Below are 24,493 nucleotides of genomic sequence, written 5' to 3'. Positions count from 1 at the left end.
ATGGGAGTCACTATTTCGATGCGACATCGCAACGTCTTGGCACGCATTGCCGGAACCCTGCTGCTCGCGCTGCCCTTTGCCGCGCCGGTACTTGCCGTGGAGTCGGAAGACCTCCGCTTCGAGACCACCGAGGACTTGGTCGCCGTCTGCTCGGCGCCCGCCGAGAGCCCTGCCCAGCTCGCCTGCACCGGCTTCATCGAGGCCGCGGTGCAGTATCATGACGCGGTGTCGGACCGCCAGAACCTCAAGCGGCTCATCTGCTATGCCAGTGGGACAAGCATCGAGGACGGGCGCACCGCCTTCCTGAGCTGGGCGGCGGCCAACAAGGACGATGCCGATCTGATGGGGGAGCTGCCCGTCATCGGCCTGGTGCGCGCGCTGGCGGAGGCCTACCCCTGTCCCTAGTGCCGCCGGCAAAGACTCTTGGACCCGGGCGCCCATCCCCATCGGCGCAAAGCGTTGGTCATCACTCCGCCCGTGCGTCCGGAGAGAAACCGATTCGTTGGCCATCCCGGCCAAAAATCGCAGAGAGCCCGAGAGAGCCCGGTGGACTGACAATGGCGGATCATGCTGCCGCGCACCGCAAACGCCGCCAATAAATCGGCGTTTCGCTAACCGCAACCTGGGTGGACAAGCGAAGCGCAGTCCACCCTCCCCCGAACGGCGCCCGCTCTCTTGCCGCCGAAGCCATCCGGAGCCAGCGCGCCGGCCGCCGGGCCGCCGGCACCAAACCCTCAACCAACATCCCCTTACTCAATACCCCGGAGCAACCCAAACCATGAAGCTGAGCCTGCTGCCCCTGCTCGTCGTCGCCGCGCTCGCCCTAACGGCCTGTGGCGAGACCACCACCAGCCGCGCCGGCAGCGGCGCGATGATGGGCGCCGCCACCGGCGCCGCCATCGGCTCGCTGAGCGGCAATGCCGGCCGCGGCGCCGCCATTGGTGCCGGCACCGGCGCCGTCGGCGGCTTCCTGTTCGATCAGCACCGCCGCGGCAATATCGACTGAGTCGCCCGCGCCGCGGGCCTGCCGCCCGCGGCGCCGGCTAGGATCAAGGCTCTGCCGGCGCTTCGCGAAGCGAAGCCTCGGCCTAAAAATCCAGCTCAAACGCCGCACCGGCACCGACACTGCCACCCCCGCCCACATCGCTCTCCAACCGGATCTGCGGCGCCAGCTGCAGCCTGAGCACCGCCCGCGGCTCACCGCCCTCGGCCCCCTGGCGGGCCCCCAGATAAACGCGCTCGGTTACCTTCCGGCCGCCCTCGACGACCGTCTCGCCACGCCGGTCGCTGCCGATACGCAGCCGCTCCAGGCCCAGCCCGGCGCGCGCCTGCTCCAGCAGGGCGCGGCCGTCGCCGCCGATACCCGCGACCGATGCCGCCGCCAGCCCGAGCCGGGTCAGCTGGAGCGCCGACAGGCGCCTGGGCGGCACGCCGAACAGCAGCCGCGAAAGCACTTCGTCGTCCGTCATCGGCGGCTCGCCGCGCAGCACCAGCTGCGGCGCCAGCGCGCGGCCTTCGACGGCCAGAATCGCGGTGCCGCCCGGGCCCTGCCTGCGCGCCTGAAGCTCGAGCCGCGGGTCGAGCAGGTCGCCGCCGTCGAAGCCGATGCGCCCGCGCGTGAAGCGCAGGGACTCACCGAGGAGCGCATACTCGCCCCGCAGCAAGGTGAAGCCGCCGTCGGCGCGCGGGGCCGCCGCCGTCCCGCGAAGACGCACCTCCCCGCCCAGCTGCGCGTCGATGTTCCGCCCCGTCACCGCAATGGCGCCGGGGGCGTCGAGTCGAAGGTCCAGCGCGAGCCGCTCGCGCCAGGCGCCGTCGCGTCCCGTGCGCTGCGCCGGACGCGGCTGCCGCCGCTCGCCCACCTCCACCACCGCCAGGGTCGGGATATCCGCCGGCAGGCGCGCCGGGATGCGAACATTCACGCGCTCGAAGCGCGCGTCGCCGCCGAGGGCCAGGTCCGCCGCGAGGGCGCCGCGCAGGGCCAGGTCGGCATCGCCCCTCAGCCACAGGGCGTCGTGCTGGAGCGGCTCGGCATTGCGCGCGCGCAGGCGCAGATCCACGGGCTGCCCCGATGCCAGCCAGCCGATGCCGCCCTCGAGCCTGAGCGTCCCGGCACCGGCCGTGGCCGTGAGGCGCTCGATGTCCAGGCGCTCGCCGAGCAGCCGCACACTGCCCTCGATATCGTCCAGCCAGAGGCCGAGCCGGGCGTCGCGCCAGGCCCCGCCGTCGATGCGCAGGCGCCCGTCCAACCGCGGGGCGCCCCGGGTGCCGGTCACACCGAGGTCCAGCTCGATGCGCCCCTCCGCCCGACGCCCGCCGGCACCGAGCCAGGCATCGAGCAGCGCGAGATCCGCGTCACCCTCCCCGCGCAGGTCCAGCGGCGCCGCCGCCGACCAGGGCGCCCCACCGACGCGCCCGTTCAGCGTCAGCCTGGCGCGCTCCTCGACCCAAGCCTCCAAGCCGATCTGCGCCGCGGCCTGCTCCAAGGTCAGCGTCAGCCGGCCCGCCGCCGGCGGCAAACCGCGCCGCGCAGCGCCCGGCAGCGTGAGGCCGCTCGCGTCGACGCGCACGCTGCCGGTGGGCGCCCGCAGCTTGCCGGCGAGGCTCGCCTGGGCATCGATCTCGCCGTCGAGGTCGGCGGGCAGCCCGGGCAGCCAGGGCTTCAGTGCGGCCACGGCAAGATCCACGACACGGGCATCGACGCCGAGCGCCGGGGTGATCCGCCCGTCCAGCCGGAGCTCGCCGGCGTCGGCTGCGCTGGTGCCGGAATCAGCGCCGGCGTCGGCGCCGGCGTCGGGCCGTGCAGACACGCCGAGCCGCACCGCCTCCAGGCTCACGCCCGCGGCAAAGTCGACGGCGGCCGGCGCCAGCAGCTGCACGCGCTGATTGCGCCCATCCAAGGTCAGGCGCTCCAGGGTCAAGCGCCCTGCCCCGACGTCGAGCCGCCCTGCCCCGGCGATGCGGGCGCCGCCGCCTTCGGCAGTGGGCACTCGCGCGTCGGCATCCAGCACCCAGTCGCCGCGCGAGCCCTCGGCGCGGACGTCAAGATCGGCCGGTACCCCCGCCAGCGTCAGCCCGGTAAGCCGCAGTTGCGCCGCACCCAGGGCGCTGCCCAGCGGGTCGCGCAGCTCGCCGTCCAAATCCAGCCGCGTCAGGCGTGCGCCCCGGCGCACATCCCCCGAGAGCAATGCCAGGGCGACGCCCTTGGCCGCCAGACGCATACCGTCCGCACCGCCGAGGGTCAGCCGCGCTTCCAGCCCGCCGCCGATGCCGCGCGCCCAATCCAGGCCGGTGTCCCTCGGCAGCGTCGCAGCCAGCAGCGGCTCGATGTCCTCCAGCCGCGGGACGCGCAGCTCGACCACCCCCGTCGGCAGCGGCGTCTCGGACGCCACCCGGAGCCGCCCGTCCACTGCGATCCCCGGCAGTCTACCCTCCGCCAGGCGCAGGTCGAGGGCCCAGTCGGGCTCGGCCCCCCCAACGCCGACATGGCCGTCGAGCTCGATGTCGAGCAGCGCCGTCTCGAGGCGCCCGTCGCTGATCGTCCAGGTCGCCCCGTCGCGCGCCGCCGACAGCGACAGGCGCGGCGCCGGGCCAAGGAGCCTGCCCCAGGGCTGCGGCATCTGCGTCGGCTCGGCGCGGAGCCGCGCCGAGAGCCCGGGTCCAGACGCCAGGTCGATGCGCCCGTCCAGCGCCAACCCACCGGCGAAGAGGACCGCACCCTCTCCGCCGGGCACGCCGCTGCCGCCTGGAGCCTGCCGCCAGCGCCCGGCCGGCGCGTCGGCCTCGGGCGCCCGTCCTGAGGCGCGTTGCCAGAGCAGGCCCTCGGTGCTCAGCCGAAAACCGCCGCGCGGCGCCCGCAGCGGGCCGGTCAACTCGGCCCGAGCGGTCAGGTGGTCCCAGCCAAGCGTTGCAGACCGGTCCGCCAGCGGGATTCGCATGGCGGCGATCCGAAGCCTCGCATCCAGCGCCTCGAGCCAGCGCCCGGGCAAATCGACGACGCCGCGCAGGCTCCCCTGGTGCGCGCCGACCGCGATCTCCGCATCAACCGCCAGCGCCGCCAATGGCCCCTGCGCCTCGGCAGTCAGCGTCCAGTGGCCGAGATCCGGCGGCACCGGCACACCCGCCGCGCGCGCCAACTCCGCAAGCGGCCCGCCGGCCTGCTCGCCGACGCCGACGGCGAGGCGATGGTCCTGGGGTGCGGTGGCGAGACGCAGCTCGTAGTGATGTCCCGGCCCCGGCGCCGTCAGCAGCAGATCGGCTTCGATCCGGGCATCCACGGCCACAGCGCTGCCGGTGACCGCCAAGGGCGGCACGAAGCCCCCCAGCGCCGTCGGCACCAGCTGCGCGATGACCAGCCGCTCCAGGCGCACCGGCAGCGGCATGCCCCCGCGGCCCGGGTCACCGGCGCCGCCCCGGGGGGCGCGCTTCACCTCGAGGCGGTCGATGGTCAGGGCATCCAGGCCCAGCTCGCTCCGCAGCAGCGCTGATGGGCGCACCACAAGGGCCAGGTCGGCGGCGCGCAGCCAGGTGCCGTCAGCGTCGCTCAGCGCCAGGGCCTGGATGCGCGGTCGAAACGGGAGCTCACCGCCGATGCCCTGCACGAGCACCTGCCCGCCCGTCGCCGCCGTGACCACCCGCGCGAGCAGACCCCGGCCCGCCTCGGTCTCGATGGCCAGCAGCAGCACCAGCAGCAGCCCGGTTGTCATCCACGGCAGCAAGGCCAGCCGCAGGAGCAAGCGCCCCGGCCGCAGGGGCTGCGGCTTGGACGCAAGCCGGCTGCGCAGCGGCCGCATGGAGCCGGGATGCGCCATCAGAAGGCCTCGCCAATGCCCAGGTAGAGCTGCACCGGCGCATCGCCGGGATAGGGGTCCAGCGGGACGGCGACATCGGCCCGCAGGGGGCCGATGACCGTATGAAAGCGCACGCCCAGACCCACGCCCACGCGCACCGCGCCGAGATCCGACAGGCCGTCGGCGGTGACGCTGCCGGCGTCGGCGAAGGCGACCATCCCCCAAGGGCCGCGCAGCCGCCGGCGCAGCTCCAGGCTGCCCTCCAGCAGCGAATCGCCGCCCGCCGGGGCGTTGCTTGCCCGGCGCGGCCCAATGGACTGGTAGGGGTAGCCGCGCACCGAGCCCGCTCCGCCGGCGTAGAGGCGCCAGTCCGCCGGCACCGCACGGGCATCCGCACCGATGATGCGCCCGAGCGCCAGGCGGCCGGCGATGACCGTGCTGGAGCGCGGCGCGGCGGGTGCGAGCTCGCCTTGCGCACGGGCATCGTCGGCGGCGGCCGCGGCATCCTGTGTCTCGCCCGCGGCGCCGAGCCGGGTCAGATCCAGATACGCCGAGGCCGAGAGGTCCGCGCGCACGAACGCCTGTCCGTCGCCGGGCCCATCCGCCTGCACCCAGGGCACGGGCACGAGCTGCGCCTCGACACGCAGACCCCGGCGCGGGTCCTGCGGCGCATCGGTGCCGTCCCACCCCAGCGTCAGCGGCAGCGACAGCAGCCGGAAGTCCTCCGCCGGTCCATCCTGGGCGATGCGTGCACGCTCGACGGCGGCACCGACGGCGACGGCGAGCCGCGGCGACAGGCGCAGCTCCAGGCCCGCGCCGGCGGTGACGGCATCGCGGTCGTAGGCGTCCAGGGACTCGCTGACGGCGTCCAGATCGAAGGCGAGATCCAGGTCGCGGCGGCCGCGGTCCGGCAAGCGCAGAGAGGCGCCGGCCGCGTAATTCAGGCTGTCCCGGGAGGTGCCGTCGATGGCGCCGATCTCGCCATGGACCGACAAGCGCTCGGCGCCGCCGAAGAGATTGCGGTGGGTCCAGCCCAGCAGCAGACTCCCGCCCTCGTCGCTGGCGAAGGCGCCGCTCACGCGCAGCGTCCGGCGCTTGCGCTCCACCACCTCGACGGCGAGCGGCAGGCGTCCGTCGGCATCCAAGGCCGTGGCCGGTATGACCCGAGCGGCGGCGACGGCCTCGCTCGCCAGCAGGTCCCGTCGGGCCAGTTCCAGGCGGCTCGGGCTGTAGGGCTCGCCGGGGGCGAGCCCGAGGCGCCGGCGCACGAAGCCCTCGCGCAGGCGCTCGAGCCCGGTGATCTCGATGCCGCCAATCGCGACCCGCGGGCCCGTGTCCACGCTGTAGCGCACAGCCATGCCGCGGGTGCGATGATCCACCGTCGCCTGCGGCGGCGGCACCTGGGCAACGGCGAAGCCGTCCTCGCGCAGCGCCTCCAGCATGGCGGTGCCGGCAGAGAGTACCCGGCGCGCCTCGGCGGGCTCGCCGACGCGCAGATCGACGGCGGATTGCACGGCCTCGGGCACGGCGTCATCGACCCGAATCTCGGCCAAGCGATACAAAGGCCCGGTGTCGATCCGGATCTTCACGGGCAGGTCCGCCAACCCCGCTCCTGCCGCCAAGGTTTCGGCCAGCAGAGGATCCGCCGGATCGCGCCCGTCCAGCTGCACGTCGACCACCGCGTCGTAATAGCCGAAGCTGCGCAGCACGTCGTCGATGCGCCAGCGATCCGCCTGCGCACGCGCGATCAGCGCCAAGGGCACCAGGGTCTCGTCATCGCCCAGCGACGCCAGCAGGGATGCGCGCTCGATGGCCGCGTCCATCGCGGCATGGCCCGTGGGGGCGATCTCGATCTCATAGCGCAAACCGGCGACGTCGGCCCAAGCCGACCATGGGAGCCAAAGGCCAAGCAGCAACAGGGCGAGCACAACGCCGACGCCCGCCCTGCCCCTGCGATGACCGCCGGGCGCCATGCGGCCGATTGCAAGCCGTGCCGAATCGCCACGACCACGAAAGCATACCGAAGCAGGGGCCGCCGTCATCGCGTCCCGAGACACTGCGCTGAGACCCAGGCTCAATGGGCGTCCCCGTCAACGGGCAGGAGGCTCCGACGTGCTCGAAGCCGCGCGATCGCTTCAACCTGTCCATTCGCCGTACAAGCGCTAGCGCAGGGTCATGGTACCGGCCAAAGCGCTCGAATGATCCGCCCCTAGTGACTGACAGGTCAAACAACCGCCCGCCGCCCGACACAACGCGTGCGGGAAGCCCAGTTTTTTCTTCATCTCGGCTCATTGCCATGGGGGCGCCTCCAGGGCAAGCTAACGGGTTGACGCCGGCTCGGGCGATACAGCCCGGGCGACCCAGCTCGCAACTCCGCCGTCCTCAGCAGTCATGAGCGAATCAGACCCCCATTCCAGCGCCCATTGCGGCGCCCGCACCAGTATCCGCGCAAGCTCGAGCGCCCGGGAGAGCGGGCAAGTCTTGCTTGCCGCCGGGCCGCAGGGGCGTGACCGTAGGTCGGGCCGACGCCAGGAGGCCCGACACTCGGGCGGTGACTGCCAGCTCGGCGTCGGGCTTCGTACCTCAGCCCGACCTACCCAGCCTGGGACCCACCATGCGAACCGGCACGCTCGCGCGATCTCGCTGGCCTTGGGCCCGGCTGCGATTCTGCTCCTGGCCAGCGCCGGCGCAACCGCGCAGGCCGGCAGCGGCATGCAGGCATGCGCGGGCATCGACGCCGATGCCGAGCGGCTCGCGTGTTATGACCGCGTCAGCGGCCGCGCAGCCACGGCACCGCAAGCGGCCGATATCCCCGCAACGGCGCTAACAGCACAACCGGCGGCACAACCGGCCGCCGCGCCGGCAGACCGCGCAGCGGCCGGCGCCGGCGCGCCCATGACCGCACCGGCAGCCACCGACGAGCCCATCACCGCGCCGGCGGTCGGCACCGGCGAGTCCAGGACCGCATCCCTGTTGACGAACGCCTGGAGCTTCGAGCCGGACAGCGAGCGCTATCTGATCAAGCTCTACCGCCCCAACTATCTCAACCCGGTGCGGTACCAGAGCCGCACCAACGAGCAGCCCTTGGAGCCCCTGTTCACGGCGCTGAACGCCGAGGACAACGAGGTGGACAACCTGGAAGCCGCCTTCCAGATCAGCTTCAAGACGCGGTTCTGGGCCAGCAATGACCGCCGTTGGGGCGGCTGGTTCGCCTATACGCAGCAGAGCTTCTGGCAGATCTACAACAGCGAGAAATCCAGCCCCTTCCGCGATACCAACTATGAGCCGGAGCTCAAGCTCGCGTGGCAGCCGGACCTCAGCTTCGCCGGCTTCGACTTGCAGCTGCTGAGCATCGGCTACAACCACCAATCCAACGGCCGCGCAGACCCCATCTCGCGCAGCTGGGACCGCCTGGTGGCCGAGATCGGCCTGGAGAAGGGCAACTTCGCCCTGCTGCTGCGGCCCTGGATTCGCATCGACGACGCCGGCGAAGACAACCCGGACATCACCGACTACTACGGCTACGGCGACCTGACCGCCGTCTACAAATGGCGCGGCCATAGCTTCGCACTGATGGGTCGCGGCAACCCGGTGGAGAAAAAGGGCGCCCTGCGCGTCAGCTGGATGACCCCGCCGCTCGTCGGGCCGCTGCGGGGCTATCTCGTTGGCTTCACCGGCTACGGCGACACGCTGCTGGATTACAACTTCAAGCAGAACGCCGTGTCCGCCGGCGTCGCGCTGAACGACATCCTGGACCGCTGAGGCCTGATCGGGTGCGCGGCCCGCCTACGACGCGATGCCACTGATCGCCGCCCGGCCCGTCGTCTCGCGGCGACCGCCCGCCAGCGAGCGGAGCAGCACGGCGAGCCTGCGGCGCCGCGGTCATAGCCCGGCGCTATCTTCGCACCATCGCCCCGGTTACCATCAACGTCCCTTCCATGCCTCCAAAGTGCATCGAAGCCCGATTGGCGCCTCGGCCTTTCTACCCCTCCAATCTTCACGGAGTCCACATGCGGCGATCCCTTGGCTTGATTCTGTTGTCTACCATGATCGCGCTGGTGGGCTGCGAGCCCGGCGAGCAGGCAGCTGGCCCTGCTGTCGCCGCACCGCCGCCCGCCGTAGGCGTCGCGACGGTGCGCGAGCGCGAGATCACGCCGTCCATGGAATTCGTCGGCCGGGTCGAGGCCATCGACGCCGTCGACCTGGTGGCGCGGGTGCAGGGCTTCCTTGAGGAGCGCGCCTTCGAGGAGGGCGCCATGGTGGAGTCCGGCGACCTGCTGTTTCGCATCGAGCGCGAGCCCTTCCAGGCCAGTGTCACCGCGCGCCAGGCCGACGTGGAGCGCGCCACGGCGACCCTGACCAACGCCCGCCTGCAGCGCGAGCGCCTGGAGCCCCTGATCGAGCGCGGCGGTGCCACCCAGGCACAGCTCGATGCCGCCGTCGCCGCCGAGCAGGAAGCCAGCGCCGCAGTGGATGCCGCGCGAGCGGCCCTACAGCGTGCCGAAATCGAGCTCAGCTACACCGAGATCCGGGCGCCCTTCACCGGCCGCATAGGCCGGGTCGAGTTCGCCGAGGGCGCAGTGGTGGGGCCGGGCTCGGGTCCGCTGGCACGGCTGGTGCGCATCGATCCCATTTTCGTGAACATTCCGGTGAATGACCGCACCATGCTCGCCGTGCGGCGCATGCAGGACGGCAGCGATCAATTCCGGCCCTATGTCCGACTCGCGGACAACTCCATGCTGGATGAGCCCGGGCGCTTCGAGTTCTTCGATCCCGAGGTCGACCCCACCACGGACACGGTGCGGGTGCGGGCCAGCTTCGACAACGACCAGGAGCTGCTGCTGCCGGGACAGTTCGTCACCGTCGTCTCCCGCGCCACCGAGCCGGAGCGGGCCATGGTGGTGCCGCAGATCGCCGTGCAGCAGGACCAGGCCGGGCGCTTCGTGCTGGTGGTGACGCCCGACAACGAGGTGCAGCTCGCCCGCGTGGAGCTCGGCGCCCGGGTGGATACCGACTGGATCGTCGAGTCCGGGCTGCAGACGGGACAGCACGTCATCGTGGAAGGAGTGCAGAAGGCGCGTCCCGGCATGGTGGTGCAGCCCAATCCAGCGACGCTGTACGACGAGGGCTGAGCCATCATGTTCTCCGCCTTCTTCATCAATCGCGCGCGCTTCGCGATGGTCATCTCCGTGGTGATCATCATCGCCGGCGCCATCGGCATCCGCGTCCTGCCCGTGGCGCAGTTCCCGGACATCGTCCCGCCGCAGGTCTCGGTGCAGGGCTTCTACCCCGGCGCCAATGCCGAGGTGGTCGCCGAGACCGTCGCCGCGCCCATCGAGGCGGAGGTCAACGGCGTCGACGACATGCTGTACATGACCTCAACCAGCGACAACACGGGCAGCTATCGGCTGGATGTGACCTTCGCGGTGGGCACGGACCCCGACATCGCGGCAGTCAATGTACAGAACCGCGTCGCGCTGGCGCTGCCGACGCTGCCGACGGAGGTCACTCAGCAGGGCGTGTCGGTGCGCAAGCAGTCCACCAGCATGCTGCTGACGGTGAATCTGCTCTCACCGAATGGCAGCTTCGACCGGCTGTTCCTCTCCAATTACATGGAGATCAACATCCGCGATGCCCTGGCGCGGCTGCCCGGCGTCGGCGAGGCGAGCCAGTTCGGGCCACTGGACTATGCCATGCGCGTCTGGCTGGACCCGCAGGAGATGACCGCGCTCGGCGTCAGCGAGGCCGAGGTGGTGAGCGCCATCCGCCGGCAGAATCTGCAGGCCGCCGTCGGCCGCCTGGGCGCCCCGCCCGGCAACGAGGCGCGTGCCTTCACCTACAGCCTGCAGGCGAAGGGCCGGCTCACCGAGGTGTCCGAATTCGAGCAGATCCTGGTGCGCACCAACCCGGACGGCTCCACCATCCGCCTCGGCGATATCGCGCGCATCGAGCTCGGCGCCCAAACCTACGACGCCAATGCGTGGATCGACGGCGCGCCCACCGCGGCGCTGGGCATCTATCTGTCACCGGGCGCCAACGCACTGGAGACCGCGGACCTGGTCTACCAGACCCTGGACCAGCTCGCCGAGCGCTTCCCGGACGACCTGGAATACGCCATCTACTACGACACCACGGACTTCGTGCGCATCAGCATGCGCAACGTGGTCATCACCCTGCTCCAGGCCCTGGGGCTCGTGATCCTGGTGACCTATGTCTTCCTCGGCGACTGGCGCGCCACCCTGGTGCCGGTGCTGGCCATTCCGGTGTCCATCGTCGGCACCTTCGCGATCCTGCTCGCCGCGGGCCTGTCCATCAACACGGTGTCGATGTTCGCGGTGATCCTTGCCATCGGCATCGTCGTGGATGATGCCATCGTCGTGGTGGAGAACACCCAGCGCCTCATCGACGAGGAGGGCCTCGGCGCCAAGGCGGCCGCCAAGCGCGCCATGGAGCAGGTCACGGGCCCTGTCGTCGCCACCACCCTGGTGCTCTACGCCGTATTCGTGCCCACCGCCTTCCTGCCCGGCATCACGGGCCAGCTCTATCTGCAGTTCGCGGTGACCATTTCGGTGGCGGTGACGATCTCGTCGCTGGTAGCCCTGACCCTGAGCCCGGCCCTGTGCGGCCTGCTGCTGCGACCGTCGCGCACGCCGCGCGGCCCGCTGCGCTGGTTCAACAAGGGGCTGGACAAGACGCGCAAGGGCTACACCGCCCTGGTGGCCGGCATCGGCAAGGTCTCCATCGTCGCGGTGCTGATCATCGTCGCCAGCGGCGTCGCCGCCGGCTGGCTGTTCGACAGGGTGCCCACGGGCTTCATCCCGAGCGAGGACACGGGCTATTTCTTCATCGATGTCGCCCTGCCCGATGCCGCGTCGGTGGCCCGCACCGGCGCGGTGCTGGACCAGGTGCAGCAGACGCTGGCGGCCGAGCCCGAGATCGACCATGTGCTGACGGTGGCCGGCTTCAGCCTGCTCGCCGGCGTGCGCTCCAGCGGCGGCCTGGCCATCGCGATACTCAAGCACTGGGACGACCGGCCGGGGCCGGCGTCCACGTCGGACGCCGTGCTGGCGCGGGTCCAGCCGAAGCTGCTGTCCATTCCGCAGGCGACGGTGTTCGCCTTCGCGGCGCCGCCCATCCAGGGCCTCGGCACCGCCGGCGGCATCGAGGCGGAGCTGCTGGACCTCGCCGGTCGCTCGCCGGAAGAATTGGCCCAATCGCTGCAGGGCCTACTTATCAACGCCAACCAGAATCCAGAGATCCAGCGCGCCTTCTCCACCTTCAGCGCCCGCACGCCGCAGCTGTTCCTGGACATCGACCGCAGGCGCGCGGAGACCATGGGCGTGCCCGTCTCTGACCTCTTTCTGACCCTGCAGGCGAATCTGGGCTCGCTCTACGTCAACGACTTCAACCTGTTCGGGCGCACCTTCCGTGTCTTCATGCAGGCCGACGCACCCTTCCGGATGAGCCCGGAGGACCTGTCCAAGCTGCATGTGCGCAACAACCGGGGACAGATGGTGCCGCTCGCATCGCTGGTGACGGTGGAGCCGGTGCTCGGCCCGGAGAGCACGCGGCGCTTCAACATGTTCCGTGCCGCCAGCGTCAATGTGACGCCCACCGGCAGCACCGGCGAGGGCATCGCGGCCCTGCGCGAGATCGAGCGCAACAACCTGCCCGCCGGCTATGCCATCGACTGGAGCGGAACGACCTTCCAGGAGGTGCAGGCGGGCGGCGAGGCGGCCGTGGTGCTGGCCCTGGCGCTGTTGTTCGTCTATCTGTTCCTGGTGGCGCAGTACGAGAGCTGGACCGTGCCCACGTCGGTCATCCTGTCGGTGGTCATCGCCGGCGCCGGCGGCCTCGCCGCCACCTGGGCCGTGGGGCTGGACAACAATGTCTACACGCAAATCGGGCTGGTGATGCTGATCGGCCTTGCGAGCAAGAACGCGATCCTCATCGTCGAGTTCGCCAAGCAGCTGCGCGAGGAAGGACGCCCCATCCAGCAGGCGGCGGCCGACGCGGCGAGCATCCGCTTCCGCGCCGTGCTCATGACCGCGTTCAGCTTCATCCTCGGCATGCTGCCGCTGCTTTTGGCAACCGGTGCCGGTGCAGCGAGCCAGGTCTCGCTCGGTGTGGTGGTCTTTGGCGGCATGCTGGCGGCGACCATCCTCGGCATCGTCGTCATCCCGCCGCTGTACGTCTTCGTGCAGTCACTGCGCGAGCGGGTCAAGGGCGGCGGGTCCGCCGCCCCGGCCGCATCGAGCCCGGCGGAGACCTGATCCGGCGCCGGCGGGCGGGGGCATCCGCCGCAGATCGGGCTGAGGGACCGAGCCCGACACTGCGGTTGCTGTAACCGCCTGATCCTGCATCCTCCCACGGCTACGCTCGGACGTGGGAGCGGCATCCTTGCCGCGACGTGCTGCTGAGGGCGCCCTGGAAGTCATCGCGGCCAGAGGCCGCTCCCACGGACGCGCTCGGATGTGGGAGCGGCATCCCTGCCGCGACACGCCGCTGCGGGTGCTCTGGAAGCCATCGCGGCCAGAGGCCGCTCCCACGGCTACGCTCGGACGTGGGAGCGGCATCCTTGCCGCGACACGCTGCTGCCGGCGCTCTGGAAATCATCGCGGCCAGAGGCCGCTCCCACAGCTACGCTCGGACGTGGGAGCGGCATCCTTGCCGCGACGCGCCGCTGCCGTCGCTCTGGAAGTCATCGCGGCCAGAGGCCGCTCCCACGGCTACGCTCGGATGTGGGAGCGACATCCTTGCCGCGACGCGCCGCTGCCGGCGCTCTGGAAGTCATCGCGGCCAGAGGCCGCTCCCACGGCTACGCTCGGATGTGGGAGCGGCATCCTTGCTGCGACACGCCGTTGCGGGTGCTCTGGAAGTCATCGCGGCCAGAGGCCGCTCCCACGGCTACGCTCGGACGTGGGAGCGGCATCCTTGCCGCGACGTGCTGCTGTCGGTGCTCTGGGAGCCGTCGCGGCCAGAGGCCGCTCCCACGGCTACGCTCGGATGTGGGAGCGGCATCCTTGCCGCGACGTGCTGCTGACGGCGCTCTGGAAGCCATCGCGGCCAGAGGCCGCTCCCACAGCTACGCTCGGATGTGGGAGCGGCATCCTTGCCGCGACACGCCGCTGCCGTCGCTCTGGAAGTCATCGCGGCCAGAGGCCGCTCCCACGGCTACGCTCGGACGTGGGAGCGGCATCCTTGCCGCGACACGCCGCTGCCGGTGCTCTGGAAGTCATCGCGGCCAGAGGCCGCTCCCACGGCTACGCTCGGATGTGGGAGCGGCATCCTTGCCGCGACGTGCCGCTGCCGGCGCTCTGGAAGTCGTCGCGGCCAGAGGCCGCTCCCACGACCACTCCGAGCTGTGGGAGCGGCATCCTTGCCGCGACGACTTCCAGAGCAATGCAATGACCACCGCAGCAGGGATGCCGCTCCTATGGCCATCAGCCGCTGTCGCTGGCCGATCCAGACAACGGACAAGCGGCCCGCCGCGCCGCCAGTCCGGCCCCAGTGCTAGGCTGGAGCGATCTTCGAGCTCGGAGTTGCCGATGAGATCCCCAATCACCTGGCTGGTCGTGTTGTTTGTAGTCTGCGGGTCCAGCCCGCTCGGTGCCCAGCCAGAGGGCAGCGATGCGGGGGCGGCCGCGGGCGCAGCCGAGCCGGCTCCCACAGAGCCGATGACCATCGCCACCCGCCACGCACCGCCGTTTGCGATCAAGACGGACGACGGCCAGTGGTCGGGCATCGCCATCGAGCTCTGGAATCGGATCAGCGAGCGCACCGGCTACGACTTCCGTTATACCGAGCTGGGGCTCAATGAGATGCTCGACGCGGTGATTGGCGGGCGCATCGACGCCGCCGCGGCGGCGCTCACCATCACCAGCGACCGCGAGCAGGTCATGGACTTCTCGCATCCCTTTCACACCTCGGGACTCGCCGTGGCCGTACCGCTGCGCAGCACCAGCCTGTTTCGGGTCATCAAGCGCTTCCTGTCCCCTGCCTTCCTGGCCGTGGTTGCCGCGTTGCTGGCACTGCTGGTCGCCGTCGGGGTGCTGATCTGGCTCGCCGAGCGCCGGGCCAACACGCAGTTCCAGCGCACGCCCGTCTCCGGCATTGGCTCCGGCCTCTGGTGGTCCGCCGTGACCATGACCACCGTCGGCTACGGCGACAAGGCGCCGACGACCCTCTGGGGCCGGTTCATCGCCCTGGTTTGGATGTTCGCCGGACTCATTGCCATCTCCTCCTTCACCGCCGCCATCACCACCACATTGACGGTCAATGAGCTGGACGCGTCGGTCAGCGGCGTCGACGACCTGCGCGTGAAGCGCGTGCTGACGCTGGGCGGCAGCACCAGCGACCAATTCCTCACCGACGAAGGCATTCGCCACCGCACCGCAGACACCCTTACCGAGGCCCTCGAGCAGCTCGCCGGCGGTGCGGCCGATGCCGTCGTCCATGACGCGCCGATCCTGCGCTACCAGGTCAAGGAAGCCTTCGCGCATCGGCTACAGGTCTTGCCGTTGATTCTGCGGCGACAGGACTACGGCATCGCCCTCCCACACGGCAGCCCCGCACGCGAGCCCGTCAATGTCGCTTTGTTGGATGTGATCCGCTCCGAAGAGTGGTTTACGATCCTCGATCAGTATCTCGGCGCCGAATACTGAGCCCTTACCCATCAAGGGGACCTCGAAAAATGCCTTCCAAGGCATTTTTCGAGACGCCCTCAACCGGCCGCCGGGTGCGCAGCAGGCGCTTTCTGCCGGACGGCGAGATCGCGCAGCCCGATGACGTCTACACCGCCTGCAAGGCGCCCGCAAGCCACCCGCTCCAGCACAATGTGCTTGGCGTCGTCGCGACTGGGCTCAAGGCCAGCGTCGATTCAGCTCCGACGAAAGAATGCTGTGCCGATACGCTGGGCGCAGCCATCGCAGCGGGACGCAAGCGCACCAGTAAGGGCAAACTGCCAGGGATGTAGATGTTTTTGCAGGAATCCGGTGATGCCCGACTTCATCGCCCGCGTCCTCGTGGTGGACGATCAACCCTCGTCGGTCGCCTTGTTGATGGCCTACCTCAAGGATCGCGACATCGACCTCTTGGCGGCACAGAACGGTGAGGATGCGCTGCGGATCGCCATCGACGGCAGACCCGACCTGATCATGCTGGATGTCATGATGCCAGGCACCGACGGCTTCAGCGTCTGTGCCCGCCTCAAGGCCGATGCGCGCACGGCCGACATCCCGGTGGTTTTCCTCTCGGCCGCCATGGAGACGGAAGACAAGCTGCGCGGCTTCGCAGCCGGCGCCGCCGACTACATCACCAAACCCTTCTCGGAGCAGGAGGTCCTCGCGCGGGTCTTCGTGCAGCTCGGCGAGCGGACGCGACTCCGGGCGCTCACCAACCAAACGCTGGATGGTGCACTGGGTGGCTCGCCGTCCGCCTCCGCTGCGCAACGCGATCGGCGCATGTTCAACCAGGCGGTGGCCATTCTCACGCGGCAGCTCACCGCGCCGCCGAGCTGCGTGGACCTCGCGCACAAGGTCGGCACCAACCAGCAGCGACTCACCCGCATCTTTCGCGACCAGGTCGGCATGAGCGCTTATGAGTATCTGCAGCAGCTGCGCCTGGAGCGCGGCCGCGGTCTGCTCCACGACACCGACCTGCAGGTGCAGCTGATCGCGGACCGGGTTGGATATCGCAACGCCGGCGACTTCACGCGAGCCTTCCGGCGCCACTTCGGCGTCACGCCGCGGCAATATCGGCGCGGCCAGCTGGAGACCGGCATCGACGCGCCGACTGCAATATGATTGGACGGCCGCGTGCGACGATGCAGGCACGGGCCTGCGCGTCGGCCAAAGCCCGGCGGCCCGCTGGTCCGAATCGGCCACTGGCATCCTGCTGTCACACAGAAGCCAGAGCACCATCACCGAAGGACTGACGCATGTCCATCCAGGCCCAATTCTCGCCGCCCGCCCGGGGGCTCATTATCGCCGGCGCCGTCGCGCTGATTATCACCCTCCTGCACATGGCGAATCCGATCCTGTCGCCGTTGCTGCTGGCGGTGTTCCTCGCCATCGTCGCAACGCCTCCGCTGCGCTGGATGCGCCGTAAAGGCGTGCCGAAGTGGGGGGCGCTCGCGCTTATCGCCTTCGTCCTGCTGGACGCCGGCAGCCTCCTGGCGCTGCTCACCACGGGGGCCCTGGAGGGCTTCCGCGACAGCTTCCCGACCTACCAGGAGCGCTTCATGCTGCTCAGCCAGCAAGCGGGCGGCTTCCTGGAGCGCTTCGGCATGGAGCACTCCCAGGAAGCCATTCCCGACCTGTTCGCCCCCCAGAAAATCGTCGGACTCGTACGCCTCATGCTCTCCAATGCCAGCGGCGCGCTGGCAATGGGGTTCCTGGTGCTGCTCGCGGTGATGTTCATCCTGCTGGAGGCGCCGAGCATGCAGACCAAGCTCAAGGTGGCCTTCAAGCCGTCGCCGGAGGCGGAGGCGCGCATCAACCAGCTCCTCGCGCGCCTCAACCGCTACATGGCCATCAAGGCCCTCACCAGCCTGGCGACCGGTGTCGTCATCTGGGCCTGGCTCACCTTCTTGGGCGTCGATTTCGCACCTCTCTGGGGCGTGCTCGCGTTTCTGCTCAACTTCGTCCCCACCGTCGGCTCCATTATCGCCGCCGTCCCGCCGGTGCTGATGGCCCTGGTGCAGCTGGGGCTTACGGAGGCGGTTCTTGCCGCACTCGGGTTCCTGGTGGTCAACATCGGCGTCGGCAACTTCGTCGAGCCGCGGATCATGGGCCGCGGGCTCGGCATTTCGACACTGGCGGTGTTCATTTCGCTGCTGTTCTGGGGCTGGCTGTTCGGCCTGGTGGGCATGTTCCTCGCCGTGCCCCTCACGGCGACGCTGATCGCAGCCCTGGATGCGAGCCCGCACACCCGGGCGCTGGCGATTATGCTGGGGCCGGAGCTCAAGGCGTCGAATGGCTCACCGGCCGCCCCCGGCGAGGCGACGGAGAGCGACGATTGAGCAGCCTCGCCGCCATCGCGCACGGACTGCGACCAACCACGCCAAGAGGTCCCTTATGACCAAACACTTGCTTGCCACTGCGCTGGCCGCTTCACTCGCATGCTCCGCCAAGGTCGCGGCCGACCCCGCGGAGGGGCTGAACGTGATCGTCACGAGCCCGGAGCGCCAAGCGCAGATGATGGCGATGGTCCTGTCGGTGCAGACCGTGAGCACGCATGATCGGACCGTCAATCTGACCCTGTGCGGTGCTGCCGGCGAGCTGGCACTCAAAGCGACGCAAACCGAGGCGCTCTTGCCGTCCAACAAGTCGCCGACCATGCTGCTGCAGACGCTGATTGACAGCGGCGCCAAGGTTCAGGTGTGCCCGCTCTACCTGCCGAATGCCGGCAAATCGCCCGAGGACCTGCTGCCCGGCATCGGCGTCGCCAAGCCGGCCGCGATGGCCGGCAAGCTGCTCGATCGCGCGTATCAGAATCTAACATTCTGACCTGGATATCGGCATCCTGATCGAAGCCCTTCCCTTGTGGCAAGAAGAGTGGATGCATCCGGAACGCTTCTCGAACCCCGCGCTCATCGAGCACATCCGCCGCGAGGGGATCTATCTGTGACGCCGGCGCGTTATTCGGCAAACATCTGGTCAAGACCGGCCGCATTCCGGCCGATCTCGGCCGCGTCCTAAACCAAGTCTAGGATCAACCAGGCTGCTCAGGACACCTCGTCCGCGCGCGCCGCGGCGGATGTGGTCGGTCGAAGTCGTGCGACAAGCTCTTGCAGCCCGACGAGATCGACGCGGTTGGCGCGGTGCCTGATTTCATCCCAAAGGCCGCCGTGCGCCGGGTAGGCCTCGGCCATCTCGACGGCCCATTGTTCGATCGCGACCACCGCGCCCAGCGCCAGCATCTCTTGGAGCTGGGCGAGCTTTGGCTCGCAGCAGCCCGGCGGTAGGGACAGCGCAGTCGGATCGACGTCTGAGGTCGAGGCGGCGGCGTCCGCCGGGAGGTCCGTGTCGGCGTATTCCCACACCAGGTCGAGGTGGCGCTGCAGCATGTCGGTGAGCGCCGTTGCCGAAATGGGTTTCAAGGCCACTTCGTCGAACTCGACGCCGGCGGGAAAATCGTCGGGTCGCTGCAAGGGCGCCGCCGAAATGAGGACAACAGGCAGTTCCCGGAACTGCTCGGCTGCGCGCACGCGGCGCAGAAACCCCCAGCCGTCCAGCTCCGGCATGAACTGATCGACGAGGGCGAGATCGGGCTTCCGAGCGACCATGAGGAGCTGGTCCAAGGCGTCCCGGCCAGTGGCCGCTTCCAGCACCTCCAAGCCCAGGAGCTCACAACGCTCGGCGAGCAGCCGGCGACTGCTGGCCCTGTCATCGACAATCAGAACCGTCCGTGGCCGCCCACAATAGCCGACGATGGCGCGCGGGCTTTCGCTGCCCTCGGCCTCCCTTCCGGTTTCGGCCATCCGCAACCTCAGATCGAAGCTGAATAGACTGCCGGAATCCTGCCCTTGCCGGCTCTGCACCCGAATCCGCCCGCCCTTGGCCGCGACGATTTGTTGGCAGATAGCCAGACCCAGCCCCAACCCGGGCGCACGGTCATAGCGGTCGAGCCGCTTGAAGGGCTCGAAGATCGCCTCCTGCTGGTCAGCCGGAATCCCGACACCGGTATCCCGAACCGAGAAACGCACCAGCGGCTCGTCGGTGTCCTCGGGCTCGCCGGCCGTGCCAGCGGCGTCAACCGTTTCGATACCGAGCTCGATGAGACCGTTGCGGGTGTACTTGCAGGCATTGTCGATCAGGTTGCGCAGAACCTGGGTGAGCTTGCGCTCGTCGGCGATCACCCAATCGCTCGATCCCGGCTCGACGCGCGTCTCGAACCGATTGCCGCCCCGTGCGGCCGCCGGCGCACAGGTCGCCTCGAGGTGCGCAGCCAGGTTGGACAGCGACAATGGTGCTCGATCAATGAGCAGAGGCTTCACGTCGCCGCGGCTGAACTCCAGGATATCGTCGATCAGGTGCAGCAGCTGGCTACCGCTTTTCTGAATCACCGCGAGATGCGCCTGCGCCCCGGGCGGGATCTCGCGCGAGAGCAGCTGTGCATAGCCGAGCAGGTCGTGCAAGGGTGCGCGCAGCTCATGGCTGGCGCTGGACAGGAACTTGGACTTGGCCTCACTGCTCGCCTGCGCCTGCGCAGTCGCCTCGCGCAGCGCTTCGGTCTGCTTGGCCACCTCCGCCGTCAGTCGGGCGTTCTCTTCCCGCTGCATCGCCGTCAGTCGTGTCTGTTGCCGGCGGATCTGATCCTGCATGGCCCGCCGTGCGGAAATGTCCATGATCACCCCCATCAGCGTCCTCGGCGCCGCCTCGGTCTCGGCCACGCTGCCACCCACACCGACGAGCCAACGAACCCCGCTCTGGGGGTCGATGATCCGGAACTCGGTGCGATAGCGTTCTTCCGAGTGCTGTGCGCGGGTGATGAGCTGCTCCAGCCCCGGGCGATCGCGCGCAGCCACACGCTGCATGATATCCGCAAGCCGCAGACCCCCATCCGCGCTCACCCCGAGCAGCTCGCGCGTCTTGGGCGTCGCCCAAATGGCCCCGGTTTGCCCATCCAGACTCCAAAAACCGGCCGCCGCGGCCTCGGCTGCGAGGCTCAAGCGCTGCTCGCTGAGTCCCAAGGCAGCGTCCTTGGCTACCACCTCACGCTCCGCACGCTCGGCGCGCAGCAGGCCGGAGCTCAGCTCGTGCGCCATTGCGATCGCGGTCAGCAGAAACAGCGGCGAGCCCATCATCGGCAAAGCGACACCGCCCCAGAACACGAGTACCGCCTGGGCGACGCCGAGCGCGACCAGCGCGAACAGACTGATCACCAGCCACAGCGGCCGTTCACGGCCGCCCCGTCGCCACGCGCTGACACCGCCGTCGGTGATGAACAACAGCGCCAGCAGCAGGCTCGCTTGGCCGAGCAGCATCCAGGGGTTTGGCTCCCCGGTGGCCAGGGTCACGGATTCGCCGAGGACGCGGACGTGACTGATCCCCGTGATCTGCGTGTAGTTGAGATTCGTCGGGGACAGAAAATTCGGCACCAGCGACGCCGTTCTCAGCACAACGGCGAGCCAGCCGATCCAAACGACGCGCGGTCGCAAGCGCAGGTAAACGAGGGCCGCGAGGGAACAGACCCCGGACCAGATCGGGATTTGAAACCAACGCAGGGCCTCGCCGAGCTCGTGCGCTGTCTGGGCCTTCATCATCCACAGCTCCGTCCCGGCGAGACCCACGACGCTCGCGGCCAGGACGACAAAGGCGAGGTAGGACAGATCCTTGCGCGCCCGGAGCCAGGCGATCAGATAGAGGCCGGCCAGCGTCGCCGCCACGCCCGCCATCATGGCCCAGATGATCGTTACCCAACCCATTCGCTAGCTGGTCCCAAGATATCCCGAGTGCGCTGCGCATACGCCGCCAGCTCGCCGCCGTTCCAAGAGCCTATGTCGCAGTCTGGTGCGCCGAAGCATCGCAGCAGCCGGCTTGGGCCGCAACGCCACCCATAGCGCCATCATCCTAGAAACGGCAGTTGACCGCTTTGTCGCAGCTACAAGTGCTTGCGCAATTTGAGAATTCGTACCGATTTCAAGGTCACCTCCCGGGTGCGGGCCGCTACGACCCCCATGGCACGCCCCGCGCGGCGCCCAGCTGCGTTACAACTCGTTGGAATAGGTCGGCTATTCCGCCTCGTTGTGCCTTGCTGGACGCCACGCGGGACGCACCCTGGGGGCCGTTCAACTACCGTTCCTAGGATCATGCCTGGTGCTCGGTTTGGGTGCTGGAGGTGGTGCGGCCGCTGGCGGAGGCGGCGGCGCCGCGGTGTCGGCGACGACGACATCGCCGCCGACAGTCGCGGCGGAAGACGAAGCGCCCGGTCAGCCGCCGAGGTTGTCTTCGAGGTGGACGCCCGCCGCATCCGTGATCCGGATGTGCGCTTGGGGCAGGGAGATGCCGGCCTCGCGCAGGGACGCGATGGCATTGTTTCGGAAGATGCGGCCGGCGTGCCAGATCATGCCTGTGCCGATGAGCAGGGCGCGGAACTCGAAGCTGTTGTTGTCGGGCAAGATGTCGTTGACGCCCGGCTCCACCCAGATGTCGTGGATCTCGTGCTCGTAGTCCGGGTGGGCGCGCAGCTCCGCCGCGGTGCGGCGCATGATGTTCACCACCACCTCCGGGTCGGCGTCGTTGGTGATGTAGACCTTGACCATGATGTGGCCGGTGAAGGAATTGCGCTTCTGGCCGCGGGCAAAGCTATTGGCCTTGGAGCCGCGATTGTAGTTGGTCACCGAACTGATCTCGCCGTTCCTGATATAAGTGAGGCCGCCGTCGGCCCAGCCGCGCACCGTGGTCAGGCGCAGTCCGATGCTCTCGACCACACCATAGCTGCTGTTCACGGCGACCCAGTCGCCCACGTTCAACCGCTTCTGGCCAGGGCCCAGTCGGGCCGCAGACTGCGCATGAGCTCGTTCTGGGCGCTGCGCCGCCCCGAGGCGCTGCCGGCCTGGGGCAGCTCGGGGATGTCGGCAGCATCGAGGGCGACGCCCGTGGCCTCGGTCGCGTCCGCCAGCAGCTGCCGAGCGGCGCCGGGCTCCAAAGCGGCGCGAGCCAGCGCCGTGGCGACCGTCAGGCGCCGCTCGGCCGCCTCGGCGGCCGCGGCCACCTCGTCCCGCAGGCCGCGCAGCGTCTCCCGGCTCGCCTCCGCCTCGGCCATCAGCTGCACGAGAATGGCTTGGCGCGCTTCTAGATTGGCCATCTGTCCCCGGCTGACGAGGAGATGGCGATACTGGCGCTCGAGCAGCTCGTTGAGGGTCTCCTCCTCGGCGGTGGTGAAGTAGTCGGCAAGGTTCCAGTAGGTGCCGAAATCCGCGGCGACCCGCCGGTGGACCTCCGCCTCCAGCTTCTGCGCCGCCAGGGCGTCCATCTCGTCGGCGTCGCCGATGACGTCATACTTGCGGCGCAGGTCGATGTAGCTCGACAGCTTGCGGGCCTTGCCGCTGAGGGTGGCCTGCCAGGCGTCCAGCGGCGGGATCAGGGCATCCGCGTCGCCCAGCTCATCCAGGGCCGCCAGGCGCTCGGCCACCGCATCCCGGGCTTGGGCCACGGCGGCACCCACTGCTGCCACAGGGTTCAGTCCTCGGCGCTCGCGCCAGTCCGCGACCCGCTCGGGCAAGTCCGCCTCCGGCATGTCCCCGGCGTTGGCGCGGATGCGCAGGATGCTCGCCGCCGCCCAGGCCCGACGGGCGTCGTCCCAGATGTCCTTGTAGGCGGAGTCCAGAGTGGCCAGCCCCTCGGCGGCGGCGCTCATGTCGGCTCGGATCTCGTCGCGCAGGGCTTGGCCTTCTTCCAGGAAGGTGCGACGGCGCACTACGGTACTGCCGCGCAGCTCGCGGATCGCATCCAGCCAGGAGTCGGTGATGGCCGTCGACTCCGTAGTGCCCCCGGCGGGTGCCTGAGGCTCAGCGGGTGTGGCTTTGGCGACAGCTTCGGCCGGGAGACCATCGGCGGCCGGCGGCTTGTCCAGCGCAAGGCCCTGACTGCGTAGCCAGTCCTGAAACGCTTGGGCCTGCTCTACGCCACGCCCGGACACGCTGACCGGATTGACCCGGGCATCCAGGGCAGTCCCGGCCTCCCGCGCGGCTTCGACATAGCCAGCCGCCTGCCGCTTGATGTCGCGGAGCCGGTTGCGCTCGTCCCGGTAGCGCTGATCGGCTTCCTGGAAGGCGGTGACCAAGGCTGCATTGGCCAGGCCTTGCAGCTCTTCCACGTCGGCGGTCCAGACCTCTTCGCGCCTGAGGTCGGCGCGGTGTTGGGCCTCACTGGCGCGGGCCTCCAGGAGCGCCGCATGGTTGCTGCGTATGGCTTCCTCGACGGCCGCCAGACGCTCGCCAGCGGCGGCTGCGCGCTGGGAGAGCTTGGCATCGGCCCGGAACAGGCGCTGGACCCGATCGTCGAAAAAGCCGGGCGCGGTCGCCGCCGGCGGATCGGCGTCTTCGAGACGCTCACGCAGCAGCCCTGAGAGCACCTGGAGCGCCAGGCCCTGATCCCGGACTGGCCCCACGACGGGCTTGAGGCTCACGGCGGCCTCATCGGCAGCGCGCAGGGCCGCGCGGAGCTCGGCCAGCGCCTGCCGCCGCGCTTGCCGATAAGCGACCACGGATTCGGCCAGGGCGACCGCCCGGCGGGTGGTTTCGAGCCGGGCGAGCAGACCGACACCAGGCTCGGCATCGGCCGCCATCGACGGCGCCGGCGGGGTCAGGTCAGCCAGGGCCTGCTCGGCGTCGCGGACTGGGCGCTTGCGCTGCTCCAGCCCTCCGAGGCGCTGGGACAGGTCGCGAAAGGCGAGCTCGAAGGCGGCGAGCCGGGTGTTGAAGTCCGCCAGCAGCTCGCCGACCGGCTGTGCGGCCAGCGCGGTCTCCAGGCGTGCGCGGGTGGTCGCGGCACGATGCCAGCGGCGGGCGCGACTCTCGAAGGGCTCGTCGTCGGCGACGGCGGCGGCGACTTCGGCGAGACGCTCCTGGCCCATCTTTGACATTTTCCAGCGCGGATTTTCGGTAAGTCATTGATCGAAAGTACACGAGCGGGAAGCGGCCATCAGTAAAGTCAAAGACTTGCGGTTTTGGCGCTGAAAGTAGTGCCATATTCGTC

15 protein-coding genes are annotated in these 24,493 nt (G+C 69.6%); 10 read left to right on the top strand and 5 right to left on the bottom strand.

Annotated elements, in window-relative coordinates; genetic code table 11:
* Window positions 1–18: 18 nt before the first annotated feature.
* Together CKO31_RS04885 and CKO31_RS04880 are read left to right on the top strand one after the other, a co-directional pair.
* A complete protein-coding gene (locus CKO31_RS04885) occupies window positions 19–405 on the top strand; it encodes a Rap1a/Tai family immunity protein (protein ID WP_200234552.1) in 387 nt (128 codons plus the stop codon).
* 373 nt (window positions 406–778) lie between these two features.
* Window positions 779–1,006, top strand: a complete 228-nt coding sequence (locus tag CKO31_RS04880) for a YMGG-like glycine zipper-containing protein (protein ID WP_200234550.1) — start codon at window positions 779–781, stop codon at window positions 1,004–1,006.
* Window positions 1,007–1,088: 82 nt separating this feature from the next.
* On the opposite strand, the gene CKO31_RS04875 is transcribed toward CKO31_RS04880, so the two are convergent.
* Both CKO31_RS04875 and CKO31_RS04870 read right to left on the bottom strand, forming a co-directional pair.
* Entirely contained in the window at window positions 1,089–4,811 is a 3,723-nt protein-coding gene (locus CKO31_RS04875) for a translocation/assembly module TamB domain-containing protein (RefSeq protein WP_200234548.1), read from the bottom strand.
* A complete protein-coding gene (locus CKO31_RS04870; protein ID WP_200234545.1) occupies window positions 4,811–6,655 on the bottom strand; it encodes an autotransporter assembly complex protein TamA in 1,845 nt (614 codons plus the stop codon). Before CKO31_RS04870 ends, CKO31_RS04875 begins: the two co-directional genes overlap by 1 nt.
* An 847-nt stretch (window positions 6,656–7,502) precedes the next feature.
* On the opposite strand from CKO31_RS04870, the gene CKO31_RS04865 reads away from it, so the two are divergent.
* The 8 genes from CKO31_RS04865 (at window position 7,503) to CKO31_RS04830 (ending at window position 18,298) form a co-directional block, all read left to right on the top strand.
* Window positions 7,503–8,552, top strand: a complete 1,050-nt coding sequence (locus CKO31_RS04865; protein ID WP_200234543.1) for a phospholipase A — start codon at window positions 7,503–7,505, stop codon at window positions 8,550–8,552.
* 248 nt (window positions 8,553–8,800) lie between these two features.
* Entirely contained in the window at window positions 8,801–9,922 is a 1,122-nt protein-coding gene (locus tag CKO31_RS04860; RefSeq protein WP_200234541.1) for an efflux RND transporter periplasmic adaptor subunit, read from the top strand.
* 6 nt (window positions 9,923–9,928) lie between these two features.
* On the top strand, window positions 9,929–13,063 hold the full coding sequence (locus tag CKO31_RS04855) for an efflux RND transporter permease subunit (RefSeq protein ID WP_200234539.1): 3,135 nt from the start codon (window positions 9,929–9,931) through the stop codon (window positions 13,061–13,063).
* Between the two features lie 1,404 nt (window positions 13,064–14,467).
* A complete protein-coding gene (locus tag CKO31_RS04850; protein WP_242475157.1) occupies window positions 14,468–15,454 on the top strand; it encodes a transporter substrate-binding domain-containing protein in 987 nt (328 codons plus the stop codon).
* Window positions 15,455–15,483: 29 nt separating this feature from the next.
* Window positions 15,484–15,765, top strand: a complete 282-nt coding sequence (locus tag CKO31_RS04845; protein ID WP_200234535.1) for a hypothetical protein — start codon at window positions 15,484–15,486, stop codon at window positions 15,763–15,765.
* A gap of 22 nt (window positions 15,766–15,787) precedes the next feature.
* Entirely contained in the window at window positions 15,788–16,594 is an 807-nt protein-coding gene (locus CKO31_RS04840) for a response regulator transcription factor (protein ID WP_200234533.1), read from the top strand.
* A 134-nt stretch (window positions 16,595–16,728) separates the two neighbouring features.
* Entirely contained in the window at window positions 16,729–17,811 is a 1,083-nt protein-coding gene (locus tag CKO31_RS04835; RefSeq protein WP_200234531.1) for an AI-2E family transporter, read from the top strand.
* 55 nt (window positions 17,812–17,866) lie between these two features.
* On the top strand, window positions 17,867–18,298 hold the full coding sequence (locus CKO31_RS04830; protein ID WP_200234529.1) for a DsrE family protein: 432 nt from the start codon (window positions 17,867–17,869) through the stop codon (window positions 18,296–18,298).
* Between the two features lie 218 nt (window positions 18,299–18,516).
* Here CKO31_RS04830 and CKO31_RS04825 read toward each other — a convergent pair whose 3' ends face one another.
* The 3 genes from CKO31_RS04825 to CKO31_RS04815 form a co-directional block, all read right to left on the bottom strand.
* A complete protein-coding gene (locus CKO31_RS04825; RefSeq protein WP_200234527.1) occupies window positions 18,517–21,192 on the bottom strand; it encodes a hybrid sensor histidine kinase/response regulator in 2,676 nt (891 codons plus the stop codon).
* A 531-nt stretch (window positions 21,193–21,723) separates the two neighbouring features.
* Window positions 21,724–22,260 carry a mechanosensitive ion channel domain-containing protein gene (locus tag CKO31_RS04820; protein ID WP_200234524.1) on the bottom strand — a complete coding sequence of 179 codons (537 nt, stop codon included), beginning with the start codon at window positions 22,258–22,260 and terminating at the stop codon, window positions 21,724–21,726.
* A gap of 2 nt (window positions 22,261–22,262) precedes the next feature.
* The gene (locus CKO31_RS04815) at window positions 22,263–24,371 is read right to left on the bottom strand and encodes a hypothetical protein (protein WP_200234522.1); all 2,109 of its coding nucleotides are present in this window, start codon (window positions 24,369–24,371) and stop codon (window positions 22,263–22,265) included.
* Between the last annotated feature and the right edge of the window lie 122 nt (window positions 24,372–24,493).

The organism is Thiohalocapsa halophila (genome assembly GCF_016583825.1).
GTDB lineage: Bacteria > Pseudomonadota > Gammaproteobacteria > Chromatiales > Chromatiaceae > Thiohalocapsa > Thiohalocapsa halophila.
The sequence above is the reverse complement of the archived record's forward strand: the minus strand, read 5'-3'. Positions and strand labels throughout refer to the sequence as shown.

Coding starts and splice junctions, on each gene's coding strand:
- CKO31_RS04885 (WP_200234552.1), top strand. CDS start 19: ATGCGACATCGCAACGTCTTGGCACGCATTGCCGGAACCCTGCTGCTC.
- CKO31_RS04880 (WP_200234550.1), top strand. CDS start 779: ATGAAGCTGAGCCTGCTGCCCCTGCTCGTCGTCGCCGCGCTCGCCCTA.
- CKO31_RS04875 (WP_200234548.1), bottom strand. CDS start 4,811: ATGGCGCATCCCGGCTCCATGCGGCCGCTGCGCAGCCGGCTTGCGTCC.
- CKO31_RS04865 (WP_200234543.1), top strand. CDS start 7,503: ATGCAGGCATGCGCGGGCATCGACGCCGATGCCGAGCGGCTCGCGTGT.
- CKO31_RS04860 (WP_200234541.1), top strand. CDS start 8,801: ATGCGGCGATCCCTTGGCTTGATTCTGTTGTCTACCATGATCGCGCTG.
- CKO31_RS04855 (WP_200234539.1), top strand. CDS start 9,929: ATGTTCTCCGCCTTCTTCATCAATCGCGCGCGCTTCGCGATGGTCATC.
- CKO31_RS04850 (WP_242475157.1), top strand. CDS start 14,468: ATGACCATCGCCACCCGCCACGCACCGCCGTTTGCGATCAAGACGGAC.
- CKO31_RS04845 (WP_200234535.1), top strand. CDS start 15,484: ATGCCTTCCAAGGCATTTTTCGAGACGCCCTCAACCGGCCGCCGGGTG.
- CKO31_RS04840 (WP_200234533.1), top strand. CDS start 15,788: ATGCCCGACTTCATCGCCCGCGTCCTCGTGGTGGACGATCAACCCTCG.
- CKO31_RS04835 (WP_200234531.1), top strand. CDS start 16,729: ATGTCCATCCAGGCCCAATTCTCGCCGCCCGCCCGGGGGCTCATTATC.
- CKO31_RS04830 (WP_200234529.1), top strand. CDS start 17,867: ATGACCAAACACTTGCTTGCCACTGCGCTGGCCGCTTCACTCGCATGC.
- CKO31_RS04825 (WP_200234527.1), bottom strand. CDS start 21,192: ATGATGGCGGGCGTGGCGGCGACGCTGGCCGGCCTCTATCTGATCGCC.
- CKO31_RS04815 (WP_200234522.1), bottom strand. CDS start 24,371: ATGGGCCAGGAGCGTCTCGCCGAAGTCGCCGCCGCCGTCGCCGACGAC.